24 protein-coding genes are annotated in these 26,575 nt (G+C 37.7%); 4 read left to right on the top strand and 20 right to left on the bottom strand.

Going from position 1 to position 26,575, the window contains the following annotated elements; translation table 11 throughout:
- Nucleotides 1-175: 175 nt before the first annotated feature.
- From ACIQ1H_RS00705 to citZ, 8 genes are all read right to left on the bottom strand, one after another.
- The gene (locus ACIQ1H_RS00705) at nt 176-889 is read right to left on the bottom strand and encodes an LrgB family protein (protein ID WP_402885704.1); all 714 of its coding nucleotides are present in this window, start codon (nt 887-889) and stop codon (nt 176-178) included.
- On the bottom strand, nt 886-1,251 hold the full coding sequence (locus ACIQ1H_RS00700) for a CidA/LrgA family holin-like protein (RefSeq protein WP_340823086.1): 366 nt from the start codon (nt 1,249-1,251) through the stop codon (nt 886-888). The genes ACIQ1H_RS00705 and ACIQ1H_RS00700 overlap by 4 nt, the downstream gene beginning before the upstream one ends.
- A 244-nt stretch (nt 1,252-1,495) precedes the next feature.
- Nucleotides 1,496-3,049: a two-component system histidine kinase PnpS gene (gene pnpS / locus ACIQ1H_RS00695; RefSeq protein WP_402885701.1), complete on the bottom strand. Its 1,554-nt coding sequence runs from the start codon at nt 3,047-3,049 to the stop codon at nt 1,496-1,498.
- Nucleotides 3,046-3,762, bottom strand: a complete 717-nt coding sequence (locus ACIQ1H_RS00690; RefSeq protein WP_172772402.1) for a response regulator transcription factor — start codon at nt 3,760-3,762, stop codon at nt 3,046-3,048. The genes pnpS and ACIQ1H_RS00690 overlap by 4 nt, the downstream gene beginning before the upstream one ends.
- Nucleotides 3,763-3,817: 55 nt before the next feature.
- On the bottom strand, nt 3,818-4,258 hold the full coding sequence (locus ACIQ1H_RS00685; protein ID WP_402885697.1) for a MaoC/PaaZ C-terminal domain-containing protein: 441 nt from the start codon (nt 4,256-4,258) through the stop codon (nt 3,818-3,820).
- A 191-nt stretch (nt 4,259-4,449) separates the two neighbouring features.
- On the bottom strand, nt 4,450-5,388 hold the full coding sequence (gene mdh, locus ACIQ1H_RS00680) for a malate dehydrogenase (RefSeq protein ID WP_402885694.1): 939 nt from the start codon (nt 5,386-5,388) through the stop codon (nt 4,450-4,452).
- A 171-nt stretch (nt 5,389-5,559) separates the two neighbouring features.
- Nucleotides 5,560-6,822 (bottom strand): NADP-dependent isocitrate dehydrogenase, encoded by a 1,263-nt coding sequence (gene icd, locus ACIQ1H_RS00675; RefSeq protein WP_172772405.1) that lies wholly within the window; start codon nt 6,820-6,822, stop codon nt 5,560-5,562.
- Nucleotides 6,823-6,902: 80 nt separating this feature from the next.
- Nucleotides 6,903-8,018: a citrate synthase gene (citZ, locus tag ACIQ1H_RS00670; RefSeq protein ID WP_172772406.1), complete on the bottom strand. Its 1,116-nt coding sequence runs from the start codon at nt 8,016-8,018 to the stop codon at nt 6,903-6,905.
- A 134-nt stretch (nt 8,019-8,152) separates the two neighbouring features.
- Here citZ and ACIQ1H_RS00665 point away from each other — a divergent pair, with 134 nt between their 5' ends.
- Complete coding sequence (locus tag ACIQ1H_RS00665; RefSeq protein ID WP_402885690.1) at nt 8,153-9,235, top strand: AI-2E family transporter; 1,083 nt, start codon at nt 8,153-8,155, stop codon at nt 9,233-9,235.
- Here the strand turns inward: ACIQ1H_RS00665 and ACIQ1H_RS00660 are convergent.
- The 8 genes from ACIQ1H_RS00660 to ACIQ1H_RS00625 all read right to left on the bottom strand — a co-directional run bounded on the left by ACIQ1H_RS00660 (nt 9,219) and on the right by ACIQ1H_RS00625 (nt 19,393).
- Nucleotides 9,219-9,608: an FxsA family protein gene (locus ACIQ1H_RS00660; RefSeq protein WP_172772408.1), complete on the bottom strand. Its 390-nt coding sequence runs from the start codon at nt 9,606-9,608 to the stop codon at nt 9,219-9,221. The genes ACIQ1H_RS00665 and ACIQ1H_RS00660 overlap by 17 nt on opposite strands.
- Nucleotides 9,609-9,764: 156 nt before the next feature.
- The gene (pyk, locus tag ACIQ1H_RS00655) at nt 9,765-11,525 is read right to left on the bottom strand and encodes a pyruvate kinase (RefSeq protein WP_172772409.1); all 1,761 of its coding nucleotides are present in this window, start codon (nt 11,523-11,525) and stop codon (nt 9,765-9,767) included.
- Between the two features lie 27 nt (nt 11,526-11,552).
- On the bottom strand, nt 11,553-12,512 hold the full coding sequence (gene pfkA, locus ACIQ1H_RS00650) for a 6-phosphofructokinase (protein ID WP_402885687.1): 960 nt from the start codon (nt 12,510-12,512) through the stop codon (nt 11,553-11,555).
- Nucleotides 12,513-12,740: 228 nt separating this feature from the next.
- Nucleotides 12,741-13,697 (bottom strand): acetyl-CoA carboxylase carboxyltransferase subunit alpha, encoded by a 957-nt coding sequence (locus ACIQ1H_RS00645; RefSeq protein ID WP_172772411.1) that lies wholly within the window; start codon nt 13,695-13,697, stop codon nt 12,741-12,743.
- Nucleotides 13,690-14,547: an acetyl-CoA carboxylase, carboxyltransferase subunit beta gene (gene accD, locus ACIQ1H_RS00640; RefSeq protein ID WP_172772412.1), complete on the bottom strand. Its 858-nt coding sequence runs from the start codon at nt 14,545-14,547 to the stop codon at nt 13,690-13,692. Before accD ends, ACIQ1H_RS00645 begins: the two co-directional genes overlap by 8 nt.
- 21 nt (nt 14,548-14,568) lie before the next feature.
- Nucleotides 14,569-15,210: a FadR/GntR family transcriptional regulator gene (locus tag ACIQ1H_RS00635; RefSeq protein WP_172772413.1), complete on the bottom strand. Its 642-nt coding sequence runs from the start codon at nt 15,208-15,210 to the stop codon at nt 14,569-14,571.
- A gap of 132 nt (nt 15,211-15,342) precedes the next feature.
- The gene (gene dnaE / locus ACIQ1H_RS00630) at nt 15,343-18,426 is read right to left on the bottom strand and encodes a DNA polymerase III subunit alpha (RefSeq protein ID WP_402885683.1); all 3,084 of its coding nucleotides are present in this window, start codon (nt 18,424-18,426) and stop codon (nt 15,343-15,345) included.
- Between the two features lie 25 nt (nt 18,427-18,451).
- Nucleotides 18,452-19,393, bottom strand: coding sequence for a DHH family phosphoesterase (locus ACIQ1H_RS00625; RefSeq protein ID WP_217270131.1), 942 nt, complete (start codon nt 19,391-19,393; stop codon nt 18,452-18,454).
- 90 nt (nt 19,394-19,483) lie between these two features.
- Here ACIQ1H_RS00625 and ACIQ1H_RS00620 point away from each other — a divergent pair, with 90 nt between their 5' ends.
- A complete protein-coding gene (locus tag ACIQ1H_RS00620; RefSeq protein ID WP_337980603.1) occupies nt 19,484-19,789 on the top strand; it encodes a YtpI family protein in 306 nt (101 codons plus the stop codon).
- 86 nt (nt 19,790-19,875) lie between these two features.
- On the opposite strand, the gene ACIQ1H_RS00615 is transcribed toward ACIQ1H_RS00620, so the two are convergent.
- Together ACIQ1H_RS00615 and ACIQ1H_RS00610 are read right to left on the bottom strand one after the other, a co-directional pair.
- Entirely contained in the window at nt 19,876-21,183 is a 1,308-nt protein-coding gene (locus ACIQ1H_RS00615) for a DRTGG domain-containing protein (RefSeq protein WP_173477543.1), read from the bottom strand.
- Between the two features lie 152 nt (nt 21,184-21,335).
- A complete protein-coding gene (locus ACIQ1H_RS00610; protein WP_402885679.1) occupies nt 21,336-22,019 on the bottom strand; it encodes a metal-dependent hydrolase in 684 nt (227 codons plus the stop codon).
- A 282-nt stretch (nt 22,020-22,301) separates the two neighbouring features.
- Here ACIQ1H_RS00610 and ACIQ1H_RS00605 point away from each other — a divergent pair, with 282 nt between their 5' ends.
- Nucleotides 22,302-23,390 (top strand): M24 family metallopeptidase, encoded by a 1,089-nt coding sequence (locus ACIQ1H_RS00605; RefSeq protein ID WP_402888517.1) that lies wholly within the window; start codon nt 22,302-22,304, stop codon nt 23,388-23,390.
- Nucleotides 23,391-23,704: 314 nt separating this feature from the next.
- Here the strand turns inward: ACIQ1H_RS00605 and ald are convergent, their stop codons facing one another.
- The gene (gene ald, locus ACIQ1H_RS00600) at nt 23,705-24,820 is read right to left on the bottom strand and encodes an alanine dehydrogenase (protein ID WP_402885676.1); all 1,116 of its coding nucleotides are present in this window, start codon (nt 24,818-24,820) and stop codon (nt 23,705-23,707) included.
- 299 nt (nt 24,821-25,119) lie between these two features.
- Between ald and ACIQ1H_RS00595 the strand changes: the two genes are divergently transcribed.
- Entirely contained in the window at nt 25,120-25,569 is a 450-nt protein-coding gene (locus ACIQ1H_RS00595; protein WP_139860572.1) for a universal stress protein, read from the top strand.
- 45 nt (nt 25,570-25,614) lie between these two features.
- Here ACIQ1H_RS00595 and ACIQ1H_RS00590 read toward each other — a convergent pair whose 3' ends face one another.
- A complete protein-coding gene (locus ACIQ1H_RS00590) occupies nt 25,615-26,544 on the bottom strand; it encodes a class I SAM-dependent methyltransferase (RefSeq protein ID WP_139860574.1) in 930 nt (309 codons plus the stop codon).
- Between the last annotated feature and the right edge of the window lie 31 nt (nt 26,545-26,575).

Here is a 26,575-nt window from a genome sequence, read left to right as displayed (position 1 = left end):
CTGCGGGCACAGTGTTAGCCGCAACCCTCGCTGTCGCGCGCTTTGTTGCGTCTTACTACTTGTGCTGTTCCCGCAGGAGTCTTCGTGGTTTTTTACTTGGAAATCACAATAGCATGTAAATTGTTTGTGTGCCTGTCACTTAAAAATACTTAAAAAAAGAAAAATCCTGTCACCATTAAGGTAACAGGATATTCATAACTAGGTGTTCTAATACTGGGAAAAAGGTTGTTGATAAAACAATACTGATTAGTGCTGCTACAATCATTGCTAAACTTGCAAATGTCCCTTCCAGTTCTCCCAATTCAAATGCTTTTGATGTACCCGTACCATGAGCACCCATTCCAAGCATTAAACCTCTTGCAGATGGCTTTTGGAAACGACAAATCCGTATAACGATTGGCGCAATTAAACTACCCAAAATACCAGTTGTCATTACAAAAACAGCAGTAAGAGTAGGTGACCCACCTATCATATTGGAAATATCCATTGCAATAGGAGTAGTGACCGAACGCGGCACTAAGCTATGAACAAGTTCATCATTTAGTCCAACAACAAGCGCTATTATAAACGAAGAAGCAATTGCAACAGCCGAGCCGATAGCAATACTAAAAATGATTTCAAAAGCATGTTTTTTTAATAGATTAAAATTTTTATAAATCGGTACAGCAAAGGCGACTGTTGCAGGCCCTAATAAATTTGATAAAATATTTGCCCCTGCATTATAAGACTCATATGAAGTACCTGTTAATAGTAACAATACAATAATTATTATTGGGCTAATCAATATGGGCGTAAGCCATTCTTTAGGAAACTTTTGATAGAATGCTTTACAAGCATAAAAAATAGCAATGGTTCCTAGTAAACTGATGACAGCAATAACTATACTCATACAGTGTCACCCTTCTTTCTCTCTAGCCACTGTGCAGTAAAACCCGTCACTAACATCACGACGAATGCACTTACTACAATAACAACTACAACTTTCATGCCTTGTATACCGATTAACGCATCATAATCAATGACGCCTATCGCTGAAGGGATGAAAAATAATAACAATTCACTCAGTAATAATCCTGCGCCTAACTCGATCCATTCTAGTTTAATAAGATGAAACTGTAATAGTAAAAATAATAAAACAAGCCCAATTATACTACCTGGAATCGGCAAGTGAAGTAAACGCGCAATACTATTTCCTATAAATAACACTATATAAAGATAGCCAATTTGCACGAAACTTTTGACGATTTTCATGGTCAACCTTCTCTCAATTTTTTATGCTACTATACTTTACACCTAAATCAGCAATGTGTAAAACAGAAAAGAATCCATCTCCAAAAAAATTTGGAAATAGATTCTTTCTATGGTGAAGCTAAAGTAGTAATCATAAAAATCTTCATTCATGCAAATTAGATTTTAATATTATTTTCATTTTATATTACAAAATAGGGGGTTTCTATAAAATAGTATAGCCCTCTATTTTGAATCTTATATATTATTATTGTAAAGAATTTGTTAATTTTTTCGGAATCATGACAATCATTTTTGTGCCAACGCCAACTTGACTTTCTACTTGAATTCGTCCATGATGCGCCTCCACTAGATGCTTCACAATGGCTAGCCCTAACCCCGTTCCACCAGAATTTCTGCTACGCGCACGGTCGACACGATAAAAGCGTTCGAAGACGCGTGCAATTTCATTCTTTTCTATCCCGATTCCTTCATCTTCAATCTCAATAATTCCATATGTGTCATTTTCCTTCAAGCGGATTGATACGGTAGTATTTTCAGGCGAATACGTAATGGCGTTTGTAATTAAATTCGTAACAATTTGAATAACCCGATTAGCATCCCCCATTACTTCTACATCACGGGCAATATCCACTTGAAAGCTCATATTTTTTTCATCGAGCCGCGGACCTGTTAATTCTGCCCCGCGTATAAGGACATCCTGTAAGCCCATTGGCATAATATTAACGGTGAACCCATGTTGTTCAATTTTCGATAGCTCTAATAGGTCTTGGATAAGCATTTGCAGACGATTGCTCTCCTTATGCATAATTTCTAAAAAGGATAACAGCATCTTTTCGTCTTTATAGGCTCCATCCAGAAGTGTTTCAGAGAAGCCTTTAATCGAAGTAATTGGTGTACGTAATTCATGTGATACATTGGCTACAAAATCTTTACGAATTTGCTCAAGTCGGACAAGCTCTGTAATATCATGCATAACAATGACAACACCTAACCAGCGTCCATGATCACCAATTACGGGTGCACCATACACTTCTTTATTGTATAGCTCTTGTTGTACTTCCATCTTTATTTGCTGGCGATAGGGCATTTCCGTTAAAAACACGTGGTCAATAAATTGCTCAAGCGTTTTCGGTAAACCAATTGTTCGAAAGACTTTTCCTTGCACATGCTCTAGTTGCATGCCAAAACGTTCTAAAAACACGCGATTGACGATTGATATATTGCCTTCACGACCAATCATCATTAGTGAGCTACCCATGTTTTCAATTAATGTTTTTAGCCTTTCTTCTTCTACCTCTCGTATTGTCGTAATATCCTGCAAATTACGCGCTAAAATATTGATAGAATGGCTCAATGGCATCATGCGCTCATGCTCATTTTCGTGTGCACGCGCTCGATAATTCCCCTTTGCCAATTCAAGTGCCGTTTCGGTCACATTATCAATTGGTGCTGTAAAATTTCGAATCATATAGCGGCTCACAATAGCAATTAATATAAGCGTAATTGAAAATAATATAGCTAACACACCATAAAGCCGAGCTCGTACATAGGACAAGAGTGAGTCCTTCATTTCAATTGTTTGGGCTGCAAATAAAGCATTCTTATCTTCCTCAGATAAGGAAATTTGGCGTTCATCAAGTACTTTTTCTATTGCTTCTTGACTATATGAACTCGATCGCTCATTGTATTGTTCTACATAAACAGGAAAAAGCTGACCTATAACAATCATTAGGACAGCAAGAATTGATCCGAGCGAGAGCATGAATGTCAAGAATAAGCGATTGCTCATTGATTTCATGAAGTTTTCGGCTCCTCAAATTTATAGCCAAGACCACGAATTGTTTTAATAAACATCGGCTTACGACTATTTTCCTCAATTTTATCGCGGAGGTGGCTAATATGCACATCCACAATACGAGTATCGCCTGCAAAATCATATTTCCAAACAGCACTTAATAATTGATCGCGAGTTAATACACGGTTTTTATTTTCTAATAAATAAATAAGTAGTTCAAATTCCTTTGGTGTAAATTCAAGTGCTTCTTCTTGTAAAAATACTTCAAAACGCTCAGGAAATACACGCAGTTGTCCAAACTCATACATTTTTTCTTGAGGCTCATCTTTATCCTCTACTACAACATTTTGTGTAAATCTTCTTAAGACAGCTTTGACACGTGCTAAAACTTCACGTGGGCTAAAGGGTTTTGTCATATAATCATCTGCCCCTAGCTCCAAACCAAGCACTTTATCGAACTCATCGTCTTTTGCCGTTAGCATAATGATTGGTGTATTCATACGTTGCTGACGAATTTGTTTACAAACTTCCATGCCATCTAGCTTAGGGAGCATCAAGTCCAAAAGGATTAAATCAGGCTGTATTTCCATTGCTTTATTTAACCCTTCTAAACCGTCTGCTGCTGTTTCAACTAAATAGCCAGCCTGTTCTAAATTATATTTTAATAAGGTCGCAATCGAAAATTCATCTTCTACAACTAAAATAGTTTTTGTCATGTATATTGCCTCCGTTAGTGATTTGAAACCCCCATTTCAAATCTCAAGACTCTCCCTATAATGCTAGTGGTGGTGTCACCAACAATGTGCCTTCAATTACTAGCTGTTTTTGTTCATTATAGGAGAGTACAGATACGGTAATGGTATTCTGTATTTTATTTACTTCTGTTACCTCTAAAAGCGTATCAAATAATTCATAATGATAGAGTGGCTCTAAATAGGTTAAATGTTGTTCTATAATACGTGCACCCGGTCCTGGAATATACTTCGACACAGCTGACGTAATAATACCATTTAACATAATAGTTGGTACAATCGGCTTTTTAAAAGGCGTCATCGCTGCATAATCATGTTGAATGTAAAGCGGATTATTATCATTTGTAAGTCCTAAATAAAGCAATAAATCCTTATCTTCTATTTTTTCAGTAATATGAATTTTCTCGCCAACTGTAATTTCATCAATAGTGAGACCAAGCTTACTGTTCTTTTGAAGCAAAGATACGCCAACCCCTTTTCTATCATACTACCTTCATAGTATCAATTTTATTCTAAAAGTACAATGAAAAGCAGAATAACCATTTTATGTTTATGCATATTATAAAGAACAAAAGAAGCTGTTTATTTCCAGTATCTTTATATATAAAAAATCGAGTAAGAATGATTCCTACTCGATTTCATAAGCTTTTATTAAGCTAAAACTTTCATAACTGCTTTTACGGCTTCAGCAGAGTTATCCAATTCCGCCTTTTCTTTGTCAGTTAGTTCAAGCTCATAGATTTTTTCGATACCATTTGCACCTAATAATGTCGGTACTCCTAAGTAAATATCATTGTAACCATATTCACCTTCTAAGTATGCGATGGATGGTAGAATACGCTTTTGATCTTTAATGATTGCTTCAGCCATTTCAATAAGTGCTGCTGCTGGAGCATAGTAGGCAGAACCATTTCCAAGTAAGTTCACGATTTCTGCACCACCATTACGTGTACGATCAACGATTGCTTCTAAACGCTCTGGCGCGATTAAAGTTTCTAAAGGAATACCACCAGCAAATGAATAACGAGTAAGTGGTACCATTGTGTCACCATGGCCACCTAATACAAAACCAGTGATGTCTTTTACAGAGATGTTTAGCTCTTCTGCAACAAAAGCACAGAAACGAGCAGTATCCAATACACCAGATTGACCGATTACTCGGTTTTTAGGGAATCCTGTTTCTTTGAATACTGTGTAAGTCATCGCATCAACGGGGTTTGTTAATACGATAATGGTTGCATTTGGCGAATGAGTTGCGATTTCTTTTGCAACAGTTTTCATAACTCCTTGGTTAATTTGAACTAAGTCGTCACGGCTCATGCCAGGTTTACGGGCAACACCCGCAGTAATGATTACTACATCAGAATCTGCAGTGTCTTCATAGTTAGAAGTACCTTTTACAAAAGAATCAAAACCTTGTATTGGAGCAGCTTCCCACATGTCTAAAGCTTTACCTTTTGTTGGGTTTTCAGCTTGTGGGATATCTACTAATACAACATCGCCAAGTTCCTTTTGTGCTGCTAAAAATGCTGCAGTAGCGCCGGTGAATCCGCCACCGATTACTGAGATTTTTTTACGTTTCAAAGTCATTTGAATACGCTCCTTTTTTAGGTTATATGCTAAAAAAGGGAGGAGAATAAATTCTCTCTCCCTCCATTAAACCAGGTACTAATATTACTGTAGCAAACCAATGTTACATTAAACAAATATCTGTTGACTACGCTGGATTGTTACAGTGATCATTTTACAGATTCGTAAAAATTATAGGTTTTTAATTAGTTCGTTAGCGAATTCTGAACATTTCACTTCTGTAGCGCCGTCCATTAAACGAGCGAAGTCATAAGTTACAACTTTAGAAGAGATTGTATTCTCTACAGATTTAGTGATCATGTCAGCTGCTTCTTGCCATCCTAAGTGTTCAAGCATTAATACACCTGAAAGTAATACTGAAGATGGGTTTACTTTATCTTGACCAGCATATTTTGGAGCTGTACCGTGAGTAGCTTCGAAGATTGCGTGACCAGTTACGTAGTTAATGTTCGCTCCTGGAGCAATACCGATACCACCAACTTGTGCAGCTAATGCATCAGAAATATAGTCACCATTTAAGTTCATTGTAGCTACTACATCGAACTCAGTTGGACGAGTTAAGATTTGTTGTAAGAAGATATCAGCGATTGAATCTTTTACTAAGATTTTACCAGCTGCTAAAGCATCAGCTTGTGCTTTGTTTGCTGCTTCTTCGCCTTGGTCAGCTTTGATTGCATCATATTGGTTCCAAGTGAATGTTTGATCAGCAAATTCAGTTTCAGCTAATTCATAACCCCATTTTTTGAATCCACCTTCAGTGAATTTCATGATGTTACCTTTGTGCACTAATGTTACAGAAGGACGGTTATGTTTGATTGCATATTCGATAGCAGAACGTACTAAACGCTCAGTACCTTCTTTAGATACAGGTTTTACACCGATACCTGAAGTTTCTGGGAAACGGATTTGATTTACACCAAATTCTGATTGTAAGAAGTTGATGATTTTTTTAGCTTGTTCAGAGCCTGATTCGAATTCGATACCAGCATAGATGTCTTCTGTGTTTTCACGGAAGATAACCATATCAACGTCTTCTGGGCGTTTAACTGGAGAAGGTACTCCATCAAAGTGACGTACTGGACGTAGGCAAACATATAAATCAAGTTGTTGACGTAATGCTACGTTTAGAGAGCGGATACCACCACCGATTGGAGTAGTAAGAGGACCTTTAATTGCGATTAGGTATTCGTTAATTTTATCTAAAGTTTCTTGTGGTAACCATTCGCCAGTTTGGTTGAATGCTTTTTCACCAGCTAGAACTTCTAACCATTCGATTTTCTTTTCACCGTTATAAGCTTTTTCTACAGCTGCGTCAATTACGCGAGATGCTGCTGCCCAAATATCAGGACCGATTCCGTCACCTTCGATGAATGGGATTACTGGATTGTTTGGTACATTAAGTACGCCGTTTTCAACTACAATTTTGTTTGACATTGTTGTTGCCTCCTAAATTCATAATCATAGGACTGTGTTATAGGTAACACAGTCCCAAATATTCTAGCATATTTTCCGAATCAGCGCTCACTGATTGGAACATATTTTTGCATACCTGGTCCAACATACTCAGCACGTGGACGGATCAGGCGGTTGTTAGCATATTGCTCAAGAATATGTGCTACCCAACCAGAAGTACGTGAAACTGCAAAGATTGGTGTGAATAAGTCATGATCGATGCCTAAAGAATCGTACACTGATGCAGAGAAGAAGTCTACGTTTGCAGGTAATTTCTTTTGTTCAACAATCATGTCATGGATTTTAACTGACATTTCATAAAGCTCTGGTTTACCAGTTAGTTCAGTTAATTTTTGTGACATTACACGTAAGTGTGGTGCACGTGGGTCGCCTTTGCGGTATACGCGGTGACCGAAGCCCATGATTTTTTCTTTGTTATCTAATTTATTTTGAATGTAAGATTCAACATTTTCAAGAGAACCAATTTCAGTTAACATCTTCATAACTTGCTCATTTGCACCGCCATGAAGTGGTCCTTTTAATGCACCGATAGCTGCAGTTACACCAGAATATACATCTGATAATGTAGCTACACATACACGTGCAGTAAATGTAGATGCATTTAATTCATGGTCAGCATGTAATACTAACGCTTTATCGAATGCTTCTATTTCGATTGGTGCTGGCTCTTCACCTTTTAACATATATAGGAAGTTTGCTGCATAGCTAAGTTCTGCTTTAGGTTGAATTGGCTCTAAACCTTTACGTACACGTGCAAATGCAGTAACAACAGTAGCAATTTTAGCTTGTAGACGAATTGCTTTACGGTAGTTAGCTTCTGGATCCATAACATCCGCTTCTTCATCGAATACACCAAGTAAAGATACTGCCGTACGAAGTGCAGCCATTGGATGTACAGTTGAAAGTGGGTAAGTTTTGAATTGGTCTACAATTGCTTGTGGAATAGACATGTTGTCTGCCAATTGTTGTTTTAATTCAGCAAGCTCGTCCGCTTTAGGTAAACGAGTATGCCAAAGTAGGTAAATTACCTCTTCAAATGATGCGTTATCTGCTAAATCATCAATGTTGTAACCAACATATGTAAGTGTGTCATCGATAATTGAACTGATTTTAGATTCCGCTGCTACGATACCTTCTAAACCTTTTGTTGCTGACATAAATTATCGCTCCCTCATACTAATAATTTTTGTTGTAAACGCTTTTTCAACCATAGCATTTACGATTTTGCTCACATGAACCATTAAGTAAATCGCTTACATTGTTATTATAATCATTTTTGACAGCTTTGTGAATGAAAAACCTTCAAATTAAGAAAAAGTCGGACGAGCGACTAGATAAGCGTACTAAAGAGGGTATTTTGTATATTTTGACAATATATTTTCAGTTGAATTGGGGTGAATTTGTTAAAATGAGGAATATTAAATATTTTTCATACGAAAGAACTATTAATGTATTATTGTTTATTTTTTACTTAGTGATTCTTTGGTTCGTTCTACCTGTATCTTTGGCAATATTTTTATCATTTACAACCTATCCGATAATAAATTTCCTTCATAAGTACTGTAAAGTTAATTATTGGATTGCCGCTATTATAGTAGAAATACTAATACTTTCCTGTATAGTTCTCCTCATAATCATCTCAATAAACAGTATTATACTCATCTTTCCTGAGATACGTGACACACTTCAAAACTTTCCATTGTTCACTGAGTATGAATCTATATTCATACAATTTTTGCAAGAAAAGTCACTGTCTATTTTCGATTCTATCGTAGTGTATACTGCAAATTTATTTCAAATGTTTATGAAGCATGTTATCGAAGTTTTTATATTTCTTGTCGCGTATTATTTCGCTTTAATTGAAACAAGAAAATCGCGGTACTGGTTTTTTCAATATGTCCCTAAAAAATATAGAAATCAATGGCAAGCCCATTTTTCGAAAGTTATGCAACTTTTTCATTACTTTGTATACGTAGAATTTCAATTATTTACGATAACATTGCTTATACTTTGTGCGGGCTTTATGATCCTTCAATTTGAACAAGCTATTATTAAAGCATTTATTGTTGCATTTGCAGATGTACTGCCCTTCTTTGGTATCGGCGTATTTCTCGTACCAATGAGCATTTATTTCTATTTTAATGGTAATACTTTTTTATGTGTTGCAAGTTTACTTTTATATTTGTTTGTCCAATTAACAAGGCAGCTCGCTGAATCCATGCTTTGGTCAAATACCTTGCAATTACGAACGTTTCATACGTTTTTCATCAGCGCTGCCTCTATCTTATTATTTGGTTTTTACGGTATTTTACTCAGCCCAATTTTTTTATTTTTAGCTGTTAAACTGAAAGAAAAGTCTATTTTTGAACGATAATAAATTGACCTTTTTTCATTTTTTTACGCATCCAATAAAATACAAGTGGTTGGAACAATTTACGTGTCACTGGTAGCAACATTAGTAAACCAATGATATCTGTAATAAAACCAGGTAATGCTAAAAGTACACCACCACTAAAGTTTAACATTGCATCAACTAATGCAGGTCCAGGAGCTTCTCCTCGCGCTACCATATGTTTTACGTTTTTTACTGAATTGATACCTTTATTTTTCGCTATATAAATGCCAATGATAGTCGTTGCGACAACAAGCAATAATGTATTGAAAACGCCAATATTTTGACCAATAACTATTAATAACGCCAGTTCGGCTAGTGCATATACAACAAAACTAAGAAAAAATTTTTTCATCTTTTTCTCCCTTCTATTGAAAAAGCTATACCTTCTATACGTTATTATAGCCCAATAAGTTTCAACTAAAAAACAAACTGGCGTAAAAACTAATTTTCCTTGTTATTTAAAAGGCTCTAGTACGGTTACCCCATACTAGAGCCTTTTTACTATCTATTAAAGTACGCTTGCATGTCCTTTATAAATAACACCTGTTTCAGCATCCATTGTTATTTCTTGACCGTGGCGAATTAATGATGTCGCTTCTTTTACACCGACGATTACAGGAATACCAAGGCTTAGCCCTACTACAGCGGCATGACTTGTTAGTCCGCCTTCCTCTGTAATTAACCCAATACAATTTTCAATAGCTGGCATCATATCACGATCTGAACCGACCGTTACTAAAATACAGCCTTCTGTATCATACGCTAATGCTTCAGCTGCATTTTTTGCTACTACTGTTTTACCGATTACTGATGCTTTGCCAATTCCTTGACCGCGCGCAAGTAAATCGCCAATAATGTGTACTTTCATTAAGTTCGTTGTACCAGCTTCCCCAACAGGAACACCTGCTGTAATGACTACTGCATCACCATGGTTTACAAAGCCATGCTTCAAGCTTTCGTCAACTGCTAGTTCTAAAATTTCGTCTGTCGTTGTAACACGTTGACAAACTACAGGATAAACACCCCACACAAGTGTTAGTGTATTTGCAGTGTTTTCCGAGCCTGTAACAGCGACAATCGGAACACCAGGACGATATTTTGCAATCATTCTAGCCGTGTTTCCACTTTCTGTCGGTGCTAAAACAGCTTTAACCCCTAAGTTTATCGAAGTATATGCTACGGCCTGAGAAATTGCCTCTGTCATATTCGCTTCTTTTTCACGACTACGTGTAGAAACGATTGCTTTATAATCTAATGAATCTTCTGTACGTTGTGCAATTTTGTTCATTGTTTGTACTGATTCAACTGGGTATGTCCCTGCTGCAGTTTCACCAGAAAGCATAATCGCATCTGTTCCATCAATAATAGCGTTCGCAACGTCACTTGCTTCAGCTCGAGTTGGTCGAGGATTGCGTTGCATAGAGTCTAACATTTGAGTAGCCGTAATAACTGGTTTACCAACTTGGTTACATTTTAAGATTAATTTCTTTTGCACTAATGGTACTTCTTCAGCTGGAATTTCTACGCCTAGATCACCACGTGCAACCATTAATCCGTCTGATACTAGAATGATTTCGTCGATATTATCGACACCTTCTTGGTTCTCGATTTTCGGGATAATTTGAATATGACTACCGCCATTTTGTTCAAGTAATTCGCGAATTTCTAATACATCCTTAGCTCGTCGAACGAATGAAGCTGCAATGAAATCCACACCTTGTTTAATACCAAATAAAATATCCTGCGCATCTTTTTCAGTGATTCCAGGTAGTTGAACTGAAACCCCAGGGACATTAACACCCTTTTTATTTTTTAAGACACCAGCATTTTCTACTATTGTGTGGATAAGCCCTTTTTCCGTATCAGTTGCTAACACACGTAATTGAATTAAACCATCATCTAATAAAATAATTGAGTTTTGTTGCACGTCTTCGATTAGTCGTTCATACGTAACAGAAAAACTTGCTTCTGTTCCTTCTACTTCTGTCATCGAAATATCGATTACTTGACCTGCTTTTAAATGTAGTTCACCATTTTGCATATTATGCGTACGAATTTCAGGTCCTTTTGTGTCGAGCAAAATACCTACTGGTTTCCCTAATTTTTCTGCAACTTCACGAATTAAATTAATGCGCACTTCGTGTTCTTCATGTGAACCGTGTGAAAAATTCAAGCGGGCTACATTCATACCTGCCTCAATTAGTTTTTCTAAGATTTCTGGTGACTCACTTGCCGGACCAATTGTACATACGATTTTTGTTTTTCTCATTCTCTGCCCACTCCGTTTTACGCGAAATTATATTGATAGTTCTTTCATTAAAGTATATAAGCTTACATCAGACTCATGATGCTTTTCAAAAGCTTCTGGCATATCATAGTCAATAACTGTATGGTTGCGTATTCCTACAGCTCGACCAGATTTACCTTCCATTAATAATTCTACCGCATGTGCACCAAATTGACTTGCGAGGACACGATCACGTGCCGTTGGAGAACCACCGCGTTGAATATGACCAAGAACAGAAACTCGCGTCTCTTTCCCTGTTTTTTCTTTCAGTAATTTTGCCAACTCGCCACCTGACATTACACCCTCTGCCACAATAATGATACTATGCTTTTTCCCTCGTGCTTCACCACGCTCTAAGCGTGATACGATGTCATCTAAATCATAATCCTCTTCAGGAATTAAGACCGTTTCAGCACCTGCTGCAAGCCCTGCCCATAAAGCAATATCACCTGCATCACGCCCCATTACTTCAACAATAAAAGAATTTTCATGGGAAGTCGCTGTATCACGAATTTTATCGATTGATTCTACGACTGTATTGAGCGCGGTATCAAAGCCAATTGTGTATTCTGTTCCAGGAACATCATTATCAATCGTGCCAGGCACACCAACAGCAGGAAAGCCTTTTTTCACAAGGTCCATTGCACCTCGGTAAGAACCATCACCCCCGATAACAACTAACCCCTCGATACCTGCTTCTCGCAAATTAGCAATTGCTTGCTGTTGAACAGCATCTTCCTTAAATTCAGGGCACCGTGCTGAAAATAAATTGGTACCTCCTCTTTGAATGATGCCACCTACAGAGCCTAAATCAAGCGGCTCAAAAGATCCTTTTATTAAACCTTCATAGCCATGCTTAATTCCAACAACATCCATTCCGTGATAAGCTGCCTTACGAACGACTGCTCGAATGGCTGCGTTCATGCCAGGGGCATCTCCACCACTTGTTAATACGGCAATTTTTTTCATTGTCGAACAACCTCCTGCAGTGTTATCTAATATTATTCACATTAACACGAAAAAACAAACTATGTAAGGGTTCTAGAGCTAGAAAAACATAACTTTTACATAAAAAATGAAAAGAATGCGCTTTCACACACTCTTTCCATCACAAAGCATCTAAAATTTAACATTTTTTATAAATATTTCGCTTTAATTTAACGAATTAGACCTTCAAAGCATTGCGATGTGATTTGCCTATACTTCTATATATTGTCCGATTTTTTTAAATTTATCATATCGGTCATCGATTAATTGCTCACCATTTAAAGTATTTAATTTTTTTAGTGTGTCACTAATACATTCTTTTATATAGATTGCCTGCTTCGCCACATTACGATGTGCTCCACCAGTTATCTCTGGAATAATACCATCAATCACACCAAGCTCTTTTAAATCAGGTGCAGTAATGCGCATTGCCTCAGCTGCTTGCTTAGCAAGGCTACCATCACGCCATAAAATTGAAGCAGCACCTTCTGGAGAAATAACAGAATAAGTAGAGTTCTCTAACATGTAAACGCGATTTGCTACACCTAGAGCTAGTGCGCCACCACTACCGCCTTCTCCAATAACGATGCTAATGACTGGTACAGATAAACCCGCCATTTCTACTAAATTACGAGCTATCGCCTCACTCTGACCACGCTCTTCTGCTGCTTTACCAGGATAGGCACCTTTTGTATCAATAAAACAAATAATCGGACGATTAAATTTCTCTGCTTGTTTCATTAAGCGTAACGCTTTACGATAACCTTCTGGATGTGGCATCCCAAAATTACGACGAATATTTTCTTTTGTAGATTTACCACGTTGGTGTCCAATAATTGTGACAGGTTGTCCTTCAAATAGAGCAATCCCACCTAAAATCGCTGCATCATCTCCAAATGTACGATCTCCGTGTAATTCAATAAAGTTTTCACACATTGCCTCAATATATTGTAGCGTTGTTGGGCGTTCAGGATGTCTTGCCACTTGCACGCGATCCCAAGGCTTCATATTGGCATAGATTGATTGCTCAAGTTGCGTTAAACGCGTTTCTAACTTTTCAATTTCTCCCGACATATCTACGTCCGCTTCAGCAGCAATCGTTTTTAATTCATCAATTTTTTCACGCAATTGTACTACAGGCTCTTCAAAAGCTAAATTTTTAGACATGTTGCACGCCACCTTTCGTATGCATTTTTACAAGCATAGCTACTTGTTTCCGTAAATCTTTGCGATGGAAAATGGCATCTAGTTGACCATGCTCTAATAAAAATTCTGCAGTTTGGAAATCATTCGGTAGTTTTTCTCTTACCGTTTCTTCGATTACACGTCTTCCCGCAAAGCCAATTAGTGCCTGAGGTTCCGCAATATTGATATCACCCACAGAGGCAAAGCTTGCAGATACACCACCAGTAGTAGGGTGCGTTAATATAGAAATAAATAACAATCCTTGATTGCTATGACGTTTTAAAGCAACACTTGTTTTCGCCATTTGCATTAAAGAAAGCACACCTTCTTGCATTCGCGCTCCCCCACTTGCAGTGAAAATGATAAACGGCACACCTAATTCAGTTGCTTTTTCAACCGCACGTGTTATTTTTTCTCCAACAACAGAGCCCATTGATCCCATACGGAAATGCGAATCCATTATCGCTACTACAACATCTTCTCCATCAAGCGTACCTAAACCTGTCAATACAGCTTCATTTAGACCTGTTTTTTGTTGGTCTGCATTAATTTTCTCTACATAAGCAGGGAAATTAAGAGGATTACTTGTTTGTAAATGATCGTCCATCGAAACAAATGATCCTTCGTCTAAGAAATAATCCACACGCTCTTGGGCAGTCATTTTAAAATGATGTTCACACTTCGAGCATACTTTATGATGCTTTTCTAATTCTTTTGTTAACTGGATATGACGACATTCTGGACACTTTGTCATGAGTCCTTCTGGAAATGCCTTTTCCTGACCATCCTGTTTCTTTTTTCGATTTGCGTTAAATATGTCGCGTATTGCCATGTTTGACTCCCCCTTTATTGTCTAAAAAGTTTGACCAGTACCCATCCACTGCTCGTAAGCTAGTAATGCTTCTTTTTCATAGCCAAGTTGCATCGATTTCAACATCGTTTGAAGGATTAGTTTTTCATCTTCCGTTGAGTTTCGATTTAAACGGTCACCGTCATATGCTGCAAGTTGAAACCAGATTTTCAGCGAAAGCCGATTGCCTGATGTAACTAATAGTTCTCGCAATACATCACGACAATTGACTGTTCCTTCAATTTCCAGCTTCACAAAAAAACTATCCCACACAGGTAGTGTACGAAGAATCTCTGTACAACTTATTACGCGAATTGCTTCCTTTTCATGAATTTGTCGCGTTAATTCGACATCTTTTTTTGATTTTTCATCTTCTAATATAAACATCGACAGTACTTCTACAAGCTGATGCTTATGTGTTGAGGCAAGAAATGTACCTCCACCGTGTCGCGTTTCAATGAGTCCAAGTAACTCTAAACTGCGCAGTGCCTCCCTGACAGAGGAGCGCCCAACACCTAACCTTTCTGATAAAACACGTTCAGAAGGAAGCTTCTCTCCAGCTTGAATTTTTTCCATTCGAATAAGTTGACGTAATTGCTGAACGATTTCTAAAAACACTTTTTTTTGTTCGGTTTGTTTATCCATATGATTAACTCCCGTTATCAAAAAGTGGTCTGACCACTTTTTTAGCATTGACTACATCTTACAAAATAACTGTTTAAAAGTAAAGAAAAAACTGCATAAAATTCTATGCAGTTTCTAAAATCTTGTTTAATTTCATATTTTTTTAGTCGATTGTGCATGTTTTACTTTCACTTGCGATTTACCAAAACGTTTTTCAAGAGTCCCCTCAATATACAGCAGTTCATCTTCTATTAAGATATCTTGAACGAGTTGAAAGACTTGTGGAAATAAGGTTACTGATACGATTCCAAATTCATCTTGAAGTTGGACAAAGGCCATTTGCTCTCCTTTTTTTGTCCTTATTTTTTTCACTTCCTCAATCAAGCCAATCATTTTTACATATGTCCCTTCACGTGTATGCTTCAGGTCAGCACAAGTTACAGTAGCTTCACCCCAGTAACTTCTTGCTTCAGAAACAGGATGCGCAGAAATATAAAAGCCTAAACTTTCTTTCTCATGTTGAAGCTTTTCTTTCTGAGACATCGCTTCAGCTTCCATATACTTCGGTTTCCCAAAATTAAAGGCGGTTGCTGTTTCTATATCGACATCCTCTGTTGGACGTACAAGCTCTGCCTGTTTTAACGCTGCCTCTAAAGTGGCCACAAGTATAGCACGATCCTTCTCTAAATAATCAAGCACTCCTGCATGAACTAAAGATTCCATAATATTCGGTTTAAAATGTTGTGCACTTAAAGCGACAGCCAAATCAAATAAATTATGAAGTGCCTGTGGATTCGTTTTACGTAACGTCACTAATTTCTCTATAAATGTGTGCGGTACACCTTTTATGCCTGATAAGCTATAACGAATGCCATCTTTTTCTACTTTAAAGAATTTAGTACTTTGCAATAATGATGGCGGATAAAACGCCATTCCTTTTTCCTTCGCTTCCGCAACAAGCTGTTGAATTTTTTCTACATTCCCTGTTGCATTTGTTAATAATGCTGCATAAAAGCTTTGCGGGTAATGAGCCTTTAAATACGCCATATGATACGAGATGACACTATAGGCAACAGCATGGCTTTTTGCAAAGCCATAGTCAGCAAAGCGTACAATTAGCTCGTAGACGCCCTCTGCATCTCGCCGATCAAAACCTTGTCTCAATGCGCCATCTACAAAGGCAGTACGTTGTTCCTCTAATATATCACGATTTTTTTTACTAACTGCCCGACGTAATAAGTCCGCCTGCCCCATCGTAAAACCAGCCATCGTCGCTGCAATTTGCATAATTTGCTCCTGATAGACAATGACGCCATATGTTTCACGTAATATCGGCTCCAATAACGGATGTGGCATCGTTACACGTTCTTGCCCCGCCTTTCTTCTTGCATAAACAGGAATGAATTCCATCGGTCCTGGACGATAAAGAGCATTGACTGCAACAATATCTGAAAAATGCGTTGGATGAATATCACGTAATGCCTCTTTCATGCCATCTGATTCTAATTGGAAAATACCTACTGTATCTCCTTTTTGAAGCAGTTGGAAGGTAAGCTCGTCATGCATAGGGATTAGGTCAAACTCTATCCATGGTCCCCCTGCTTTGTAAATAGACCAACGCACTTGCTCTAAAATGGTTAAATTACGCAACCCTAAAAAATCCATCTTTACAAGACCACTTGCTTCTACATCTCCCATCGGCCACTGGGTACAATAAATACCCTCATGTCCATTCTCAATTGGAACTGTATCTACTAATGGCGTTGGCGCTAATACAATACCAGCCGCATGGGTAGAAGAATTTCTCGGCAAACCTTCTAATTTTAGAGCTATGTCAAGCCAACGTCGATGGTATTCATCTTCAGCCAACCAACTTTGAAAGCTTTGGGATTCTGCTACAGCCCTTTGCAACGTTATGCCTGGTTTGTTTGGAATCATTTTCGATATTTTTTCCATCACTTCAGCATCAAAACCAAAAACACGCGCTACATCTCTCGCCACTGCTTTCGCTGATAAAGTACCAAAAGTAATGATTTGCGCAACATTAGCCTTGCCATATTTTTGTGCAACGTATTGAATTACTTGTTGTCTTTTGCTGTCAACAAAGTCAATATCAATATCGGGCAATGTTACACGTTCAGGATTTAAAAACCGTTCAAACAATAAACCGTAGGCAAGTGGATCTACCTGTGTGATAGAAAGACTAAATGCAACTAGTGAACTTGCTGAAGAACCACGACCTGGCCCAGTTAAAATGCGATGCTCTTTGGCATAACGCATAAAATCTGCAACAATTAAAAAATAATCAGCATAGCCCATTGAGCATATAATTTCTAACTCATATTGCAGTCTATCTCGATAAATTGCTGGAACCTCTGTTAGTTTTAAACGATTAGCTAGCCCTGAAAACGTTTCTTTTACAAGCAAACTTTCGGCTGTTTCACCCTCTTTTAGTGGGAATTTTGGCATTTGAACATGCATTTCAGGAATTTTTGCAACACAGCTAGCTAACATATCGACACTTGCCTCAATCCATTCAGGGCGATTTGAAAACCAACTCTTCCACTGCTCCTCAGTCGGCGCATAATAGTTTTCTAAATGAGCTGTTAGCATCGTCTCTTGAAGCTTTTCCCCTGTATCAATAGCTCTAGCAACTTCATACGCAAAATGATCCTCTGGTCGTAAAAAATAACAACGCTGTGTAGCTACAATGAAAATATCTTTTGTTTCGCACCACTGTGAAATCATAGCTTCATTGTCTGCTATTATGCCACCTGGTCTTGCCATTCCTACATATAGACGCTTACCAAATACTTGTTGTAAAGCACTTGTTATTTCTGCCCATTCTACTATTTCCGCTATATCATTCGCCGAAAGCAACGCTATACAGCCCTTTGCATAGCCTTCAAGCCATCTCCATGGCAATACCTCGTCTTCTCGAATAGAAACAGCACTACTAATCTTTAAAAGATGCTGGTAGCCTTGCTGTGTTTGTGCATACAACACGAGCGGTATTATTTTATTATCCCATTGTACCTTCACCGAAAGCCCTATTACCGCGTGCATATTTGCCTGCTGCATCGCTTTACAAAAAGGTAAAAGCCCGTACAATTTCGAATTGACAATTGCACAGGCCTGCGTATTTTGTTCTTGTAAAAAAGGGATCAATTGTTCAAGCCGAATCGTGCTTTTTAATAAATCCGCGCTCGTATGCATTTGTGTATATACATGTGTCAAAAGAATCCCTGCCTTTCAAAATTTATTAATATGCCTTACAAATTTCTTTTAAACGTGCAGTGACAATTTCTGCTTCTTGCCATGAGTAAGCAGTTGCACCAGAAGCAAGTGGATGACCGCCACCATTAAATTCCTTCGCTAAAGTGTTAATAATCGGTCCTTTAGAGCGTAAACGAACACGAATTTGGTCTTCCTCTTCGATGAAGATTACCCATGCACAAATCCCCTTTACACTGCCGAGGCAGCCCACTAAAAGCGATGCTTCAGATGGTACAACATTGAATTCAGCAAGCAACTCTTTTGTCAGCTTTACATGCGCTGCACCGTTTTCATCCATAACAAAATTTTGATAAATATATCCTTGTAACGTTAACAGCTTTTGCTCCATTTCATACATCCCATCGAAAATTTGATTTCGATCAAAGTTATATGTAATAAGTTCCGCTGCAACTTTGAATGTTTTTACAGTTGTGCTTGGGAATTGGAAACGACCTGTGTCTCCAACAATTCCAGCAAATAATAATCGTGCGGCTGCATCTGAAAGTTTCCAATCAGCGATTTCTTTCCCCTCTTCAAATAGCACATAGATCATCTCACTGCAAGAACTAGCAGTTGTATCTACCCACAATAAGTCTCCGTATTGATCGTCATTAGGATGATGATCGATTTTTATGACCATTTTGCCTTTTGTATAGCGCTGATCATCAATACGTTCTGTATTCGCCGTATCTGTTACTATAACCAGCGCATTTTCATATACATCATCCGCTATTTGATCAGGTTCAGCTAAAAACGACAAGGATGTATCATGCTCACCAACAGCATACACTTTCTTTTCTGGATAATTTGCTAAAATTAATTCTTTTAAGCCTAATTGTGATCCATACGCATCTGGATCTGGACGCACATGTCGATGAATAACGATTGTCTCATATGAAGCAATTGTGTCGATGATTTGTCTTTTCAAAGTGATTTCCCCCAAAATGATAGTAATAACCGTTAGCATTTTTCCTCAATAATCGTTACAATAATGTCTAGTTATGCTAGGAGGTTTACTATGCTCAATTTAATTTTTGTGTTTGCCATAATTATATCATTTGTCTTTTATTTTTATTTTAAAACAAAACAGTTCCGTTCACCATTACCTATTGCTAAAAATTGGTACAAAAGTAAGTCGAATATAGGTTTAGGTTCTTTTATTCTTGCATTTGCATTGAATCAAGCATACTTATTCCCTGGAACGTTTACATTTATCATTGTAGCAATTCTTGTCGTGTTAGGCATCTTTGTTGTTGTGGAAAATATTAAAAAGGCCCGACATTATGGTCAGTTTGTTGATGAAGAATTTCGGATTAATCGATAACAAATACACTGTAGTACACATATAATTGCAAAAAAACTATTAAAGGGACGACCTAGTATTTGCCTAGGTCATCCCTTTTTGTCTGCTTAACGCTCCAATAGCTGGAACATCATCATTGCCTTACCGACAAGCATTTGCTCATTAAATACTTCAAAGTCCATTTTTACGAACTTACGACTCATATCTAATATGCGAGGTTTGACAGTAAGCGTGCTCTCCATTTGAACAGGCTTGATGAAATAAATTGTCATGTTTTCTGCAACTGCATCGCCACGTTTACGACGCTTTAATGCAAATGATCCAACTTCGGCTAGTAACGTTGTAAATGCTCCATAAGAAATAGCCCCATATTGGTTTGTCATTTGCGGTGTCACTTTAAACTCCACGATTAAATCTTCATCGCCAAGCACTTTCATTTCATTTTTCACTAAATCATCTATAGTCTCACCGTGTTGAGGCTGTCTTTGTGCAAGCTGCAACGCCTTTAGCACATCTTGTCGACTAATGACCCCTTGTAAAACATTATCGTCATTTACAATTGGCAGTAAGTCGATCCCTTCCCAAATCATCCGATGCCCTGCGGAAGCGACGCTCATTTTCATTGATCCAGCAATTGGATTTTTCGTCATTACTTTTTCAATCAGCTCGTCCTCTTCCCTACCGATGACGTCTTTCACGGTAATCATTCCTACTAACTTATTCATAGCAGTTACTACAGGAAAGGCACCATGCGTTGTACGCTCATTTAATTTTTGGAAATGATGAATCGTTTCATCATTGTGGAGCACAGATGTTTCGGTCATTGGCACGAAAATATCCTCAATAAATAAAATATCTTTTTTGATTAACTGGTCATAAATCGCACGGTTAATCATCGTTGCCACGGTGAAAGTATCGTAACTAGTTGAAATAATCGGCAAATCTAATGAATCGGCAAGCTGTTTGTTGTCATCCGTTGTATCAAATCCACCTGTAATTAATACAGCTGCACCTGCTCGAAGCGCATTTTCATGAGCTTTAAAACGGTTTCCGACGATCAGTAAGCTACCTGCATCTGTATAACGCATCATATCTTCTAATTGCATCGCACCGATTACAAATTTCGTTAATGTTTTATGTAGACCAGTTTTACCACCTAGCACCTGGCCATCTACAATATTAACAATTTCTGCAAATGTTAATCGTTCGATATTTTCTTTCTTTTTCTTCTCAATACGAATTGTTCCGACACGTTCAATAGAACTTACAAGACGACGATTTTCCGCTTCTTTAATAGCACGGTAAGCCGTTCCTTCACTCACTTGCATTTCCTTTGCAATTTGTCGTACCGAAATTTTATCGCCCACGGGTAGTGATTCGATGTATTGTAAAATCTTCTCATGTTTTGTTGACAAAATATCACCTATTTCTCAAGCAATGAATTCTGTTATTAGTGTACCATATTTTTTGCGAAAATATTGAGTATAAAGGTGTAAAATGTTTTACGTTTCCCATTATTTCAACTACGCACGTGGTGTCAATCATTATAGTACAGCACCTCAAATGATTAGGAACAGTTTACTTTTTCGCCCGCTTTTAAAATTTGAACTTCTGCATTTTGTACTAAATTAGCAAAAATTTGCGGATCCTGTTCAATCGGAGGGAATGTATTATAATGAATTGGTACAACAATTTTTGGCTTTAAAAATGATACTGCACATGCCGCATCTTCAGGTCCCATCGTAAAATTATCACCAATTGGTAAAAACGCTACATCAATTGGATGACGCTCTCCAATTAATTTCATATCACTAAATAGTGCTGTATCACCTGCATGATAAATTGTTAATCCTTCGATAAACAGTAAAACGCCTGCAGGCATACCCATATAAATAATTTCATTGTTTTCTGTTACATAAGAAGAGCCATGGAAAGCCTGTGTAAATTTCACCTTTCCAAAATCAAATTCCTTTGCTCCCCCTATATGCATTGGATGCGCTTTCACTCCTTGCCAAGAAATCCAGTTTGCCAACTCATTCGGTGCAATAACGAGTGCATCCTTTTTCTTTGCAAGCTCCACAGTATCCCCAACATGGTCATTATGCCCATGTGTAAGCAAAATAATATCTGGTGCTTCTTCTGCAACCTTTAAATCGGTTTGGCTATTTCCATTAATGAAAGGGTCAATTAAAATTGTTTTACCATTTGTTTGAATTTTTACAACAGAATGTCCATGATAACTAATTTGCATTAATCGTTCCTCCTGATAATTGAATATTTGCTCCATCTTTTAATTCGCTATCCATGCGCTTTTTCCCTTTTTTTGATATGCTTAAACAGGATATGAAAAGTGTATAGTGCACATCTTTTCCCGACATTTCGACTGTCGGGAAAAACCACGCCGTGCTTTACTTTCAATAGTGGGCACTAGTAAACATTGCACTGCTTTCACTTAAATAATTGAAGCCACATGAAGGCGTGTCGCTATAGGCTAGATCAGCAAACTAGGTGCAATATGAGGAGGAAATAGATGATGTCAAAAGTACAAGAAATCCAAAACTATTTACAAAAAAATCAAATCGATGCTGCTTTCGTTACGACTCCCGATAATGTCTTTTACGTATCTGGTTTCAAAAGTAACCCCCATGAACGATTACTAGGAGTGATGATTTTTAAAGAGGCTGAGCCTTTTTTAATTTGTCCACAAATGGAGATTCCTGATGCAAAAGCTGCAGGCTGGTCATATGAAGTCATCGGCCATCAAGATACAGATAATGCTATGGATATTCTTGCACAAGCAATAGTTGCTCGTAATGTAAATCCTTTGACGTTTGCAATTGAAAAAGCACAGCTTATTGTTGAACGTTTAGAAGCTTTACAGCAATCATTTCCACAAGCAACTTTTGTACGTCTAGATGAAAAAATTAATGCAATGCGTGTAATTAAAGATGAAGATGAGTTAAACAAGCTTCGCAAAGCTGCACAACTTGCTGATTATGCAATTGAAGTAGGCTGTAAAGAAATTGCTGAAGGTAAAACTGAAATGGAAATTTTAACAGCTATCGAAAGTGCTATTCAAGAAAAGGGTTGTAAGATGTCCTTTGAGACAATGGTATTAAGTGGCCCTAAATCAGCTTCACCACATGGAAAACCAGGCGCTCGTAAAGTCGAAAAAGGCGATATGATTTTATTTGACTTAGGAGTAATTTACGATGGGTATTGCTCAGACATCACACGTACAGTTGCATTTGGAGAACCTTCTGAAGCACAAAAAGCAATCTATAATGCTGTATTAGCAGCTAATTCAAATGCAATTGCGGCAGTAAAACCTGGTGTACGTGCAATGGACTTAGATAAAATTGCTCGCGACACAATTACTCATGCAGGCTATGGAGAATACTTCACACATCGACTAGGTCATGGACTTGGTATTTCCGTACATGAATTCCCATCAGTTACGGGCGCAAATGACATGGTAATGGAAGAAGGCATGGTGTTCACAATCGAGCCAGGTGTATACAAATCAGATGTGACAGGTGTCCGTATTGAAGATGATGTTGTAGTCACAAAAGATGGGGTAGAAGTTTTAACTAAATTCCCTAAAGACTTAATTGTCCTGTAATTAACAAAGTGTTTTACAGGTAGAAATATGATGTAGAGGATCGACCATTATACATTGGCATTTCCTCCAAACGGAAGCGGCGATTTCTGTGGGAACGCACGCATAGTAAGACGCAACATACCGAGCGTCTGCGAGGCTTGCGGCTTACGGTTGCCCGCGGAAAACGCATGCCATAGCGAACTACAACAGCATAGCAAAAAAAGTGTTAGATTGACTGCCATCAATCTAACACTTTTTATATCCCGTACAAAATATATCCGCACGTTACGGTAATCAACCGCAAAATTTTTCTATATTTATTTTAGTATTTCATTTTATTTTATTAATTCATCCACATTCACATACGGTAAGCTTTGTGCTTCTGCGACTGCTTGATAAGTAATATGTCCATCTAATGCATTAACACCCTTTTTCAATGCTGGATTATCAATACATGCTTGCTTATAGCCTTTGTTTGCAATTTGTAGCGCATATGGAATTGTATTATTTGTTAAAGCAATCGTTGATGTACGCGGTACAGCGCCTGGCATATTCGCAACAGCATAATGTACAACCCCGTGCTTAATATATGTTGGATCATCGTGTGTTGTAACGCGATCAGATGTCGCAAAAATTCCACCTTGGTCAATAGCAATATCAACAACAACAGAACCAGGCTGCATTGATTGAATCATTTCTTCCGATACTAGCTTCGGTGCTTTTGCACCAGGAATTAGAACAGCACCTACAACTAAATCGGAGCTTTTCACTGATTCTGCAATATTGTAAGGATTAGATATAAGCGTTTGTACATCGCGACCAAACATATCTTCTAATTGACGTAGACGTTCTGGACTTAAATCAATGACCGTTACATCTGCACCCATACCAACAGCGATTTTTGCAGCATTGGTACCAGCAATTCCGCCACCAATTACAGTAACTTTTCCGCGTTGTACACCTGATACGCCACCTAATAAAATCCCTTTACCATCATGATTTTTTTCTAAATACTGCGCACCAATTTGCGTTGCCATTTTACCTGCCACTTCACTCATTGGTGTTAATAAAGGCAAGGAGCCGTTTGCAAGTTGTACTGTTTCATAGGCGATACCTACAACTTTTTTATCTATTAATGCCTGCGTTAACTCACGCTCAGGCGCTAAATGTAAGTAGGTAAATAAGATTTGTCCTTCATAAAAGTAATCGTATTCCGATGCTACGGGTTCTTTTACTTTTAAAATCATTTCTTGAGCCCATGCTTCCTTTGCTGATGCAACAATGTGCGCACCCGCAGCCACGTAATCTGCATCTGTAAAGCTTGAACCAATACCCGCACCCGCTTCAATATACACTTCGTGACCAGCATGCGTTAATGAGACAACCCCAGCTGGTGTCATTGCTACGCGATTTTCGTTGTTTTTAATTTCTTTTGGAATACCAATCTTCATATTTCCAATCCCCTTTCATAACCTATGAACTAAGCAATATTTCATCAAAATACGATTTCTCGTAGATGATGACCCCTTTGCACTTCCATCTTACCAAACAAGTGAAAAAAATGCTTTAATTAAAGCAAATACTAATTAAATTCATAACATTTTTAAAATACTAAATATTAATACTAATTGAGCGAATAAAGGTATTTCATAGTAAACGCCTTTACTTATTCACAAATTTTCTACGGAAAGTATTTCCTTTAGAAAATGATTTGGTATAATTACATTATACAAATAGGGAGGTAATACAAATGGCTAATCATTATAAAAGCATTGTAGTTGCAGTAGACGGTTCTAAAGAAGCGGAGTACGCTTTTCGTAAATCAATCGACGTTGCTAAACGTAACGAAGGTGCCGTATTAAACCTAGTAAACGTTATTGATACGCGTTCATTCGCTGCTATTGAAGCATATGATCGTTCAATTGCTGAACGCGCACAGGCTTTCTCAGAAGAATTATTAAATGGTTACAAAAAACAAGCTGAAGATGAAGGCTTAGCAAACGTAAACCTTATAATTGAGTATGGATCTCCTAAAAATATTATTACAAAAGAACTTTCTAAAATTGTTGATGCAGATTTAATTATTTGTGGCGCTACTGGTTTAAATGCAGTAGAACGCTTCCTAATCGGTTCCGTTTCTGAAGCAATCGTACGTTCAGCAAATTGTGACGTTCTAGTTATTCGTACACCAGAAGCTTAATAATGCAATACATAAAAAGGTATCCAAATTTGGATACCTTTTTTATTATTTCCCTTCTTGCCACATTTTCACTTTTTCAAAGAACATCGCAAGCGCTTGTTTATTTTGCATATTTGGAACTTTTGCCAACAATACTTCTTTTGGAGCTTTAAAAGCTTCCCCTTGTTTTTGTAAAATAACAATACTCTTTTCAAGTGATTTATTAGCAAACATCGTATCTGGTAATTGAATGATTGCTTGTATCCATGCGTGCTTTTGAATGTACTTATGCAGTTGCTTAGACTGTTCAGATTCAAAGAGATGCGTTGGAGCTAGGAAAAATAAATAGCCCCCATCTTTCGTATAATTAATAGATTGCTCAATAAATAAATGATGCGCATAACTCATTCCCTCAGATGCACAAAGCTCATAATCTAACGCCACTTCCTCATTCGGATAATAACCGACTGGTAAATCACAAACAATGGCATCTACAGGATCTACTAATAGGTCTTGCAAAGCATCTTGTCGATATAAAGAAACTGGCTGCTCTGTTAAATCTGCTGTTGCTGCGGCTAATCGGATCAATAACTCATCTACCTCTACTCCAGATGCCTCTACTTTTCCATCGAGTAAATTCATGACAGTTAACAGTAAGTTACCAGTACCAACTGCTGGATCTAGCATTGTTAGTTTTTCTTTTGCTAATTGATCCGCAAAAATTTGTTCCACGAAATAGCCAACTAAAAGACCAAGCGTATCTGGTGTCATTTGATGATTCGGCTGTGAACCTTTACGCATACCTTTTAAAATTGCAATTTGAATGGACTTGCGCACATCTTCTTTCGTTGTACCTTGCTGTGAGAAATCTACATCCCCATCAAGCCAAGCCTCTAGTCCATCAAGTATACCTTCTAATAACGTCGTATTTTGCTCTTTTTCTATTTTTTCCGCATGCTCATTTAGCATCCCAAATAGTTTTTCAATCTTTTCCATACATAACTTCCTTTCACGCAGAAAAGAGCCG

The sequence above is a fragment of the Lysinibacillus sp. NPDC097279 genome (genome assembly GCF_044761745.1).
GTDB lineage: Bacteria > Bacillota > Bacilli > Bacillales_A > Planococcaceae > Lysinibacillus.
This window is presented reverse-complemented; position numbering and strand designations above follow the sequence as displayed.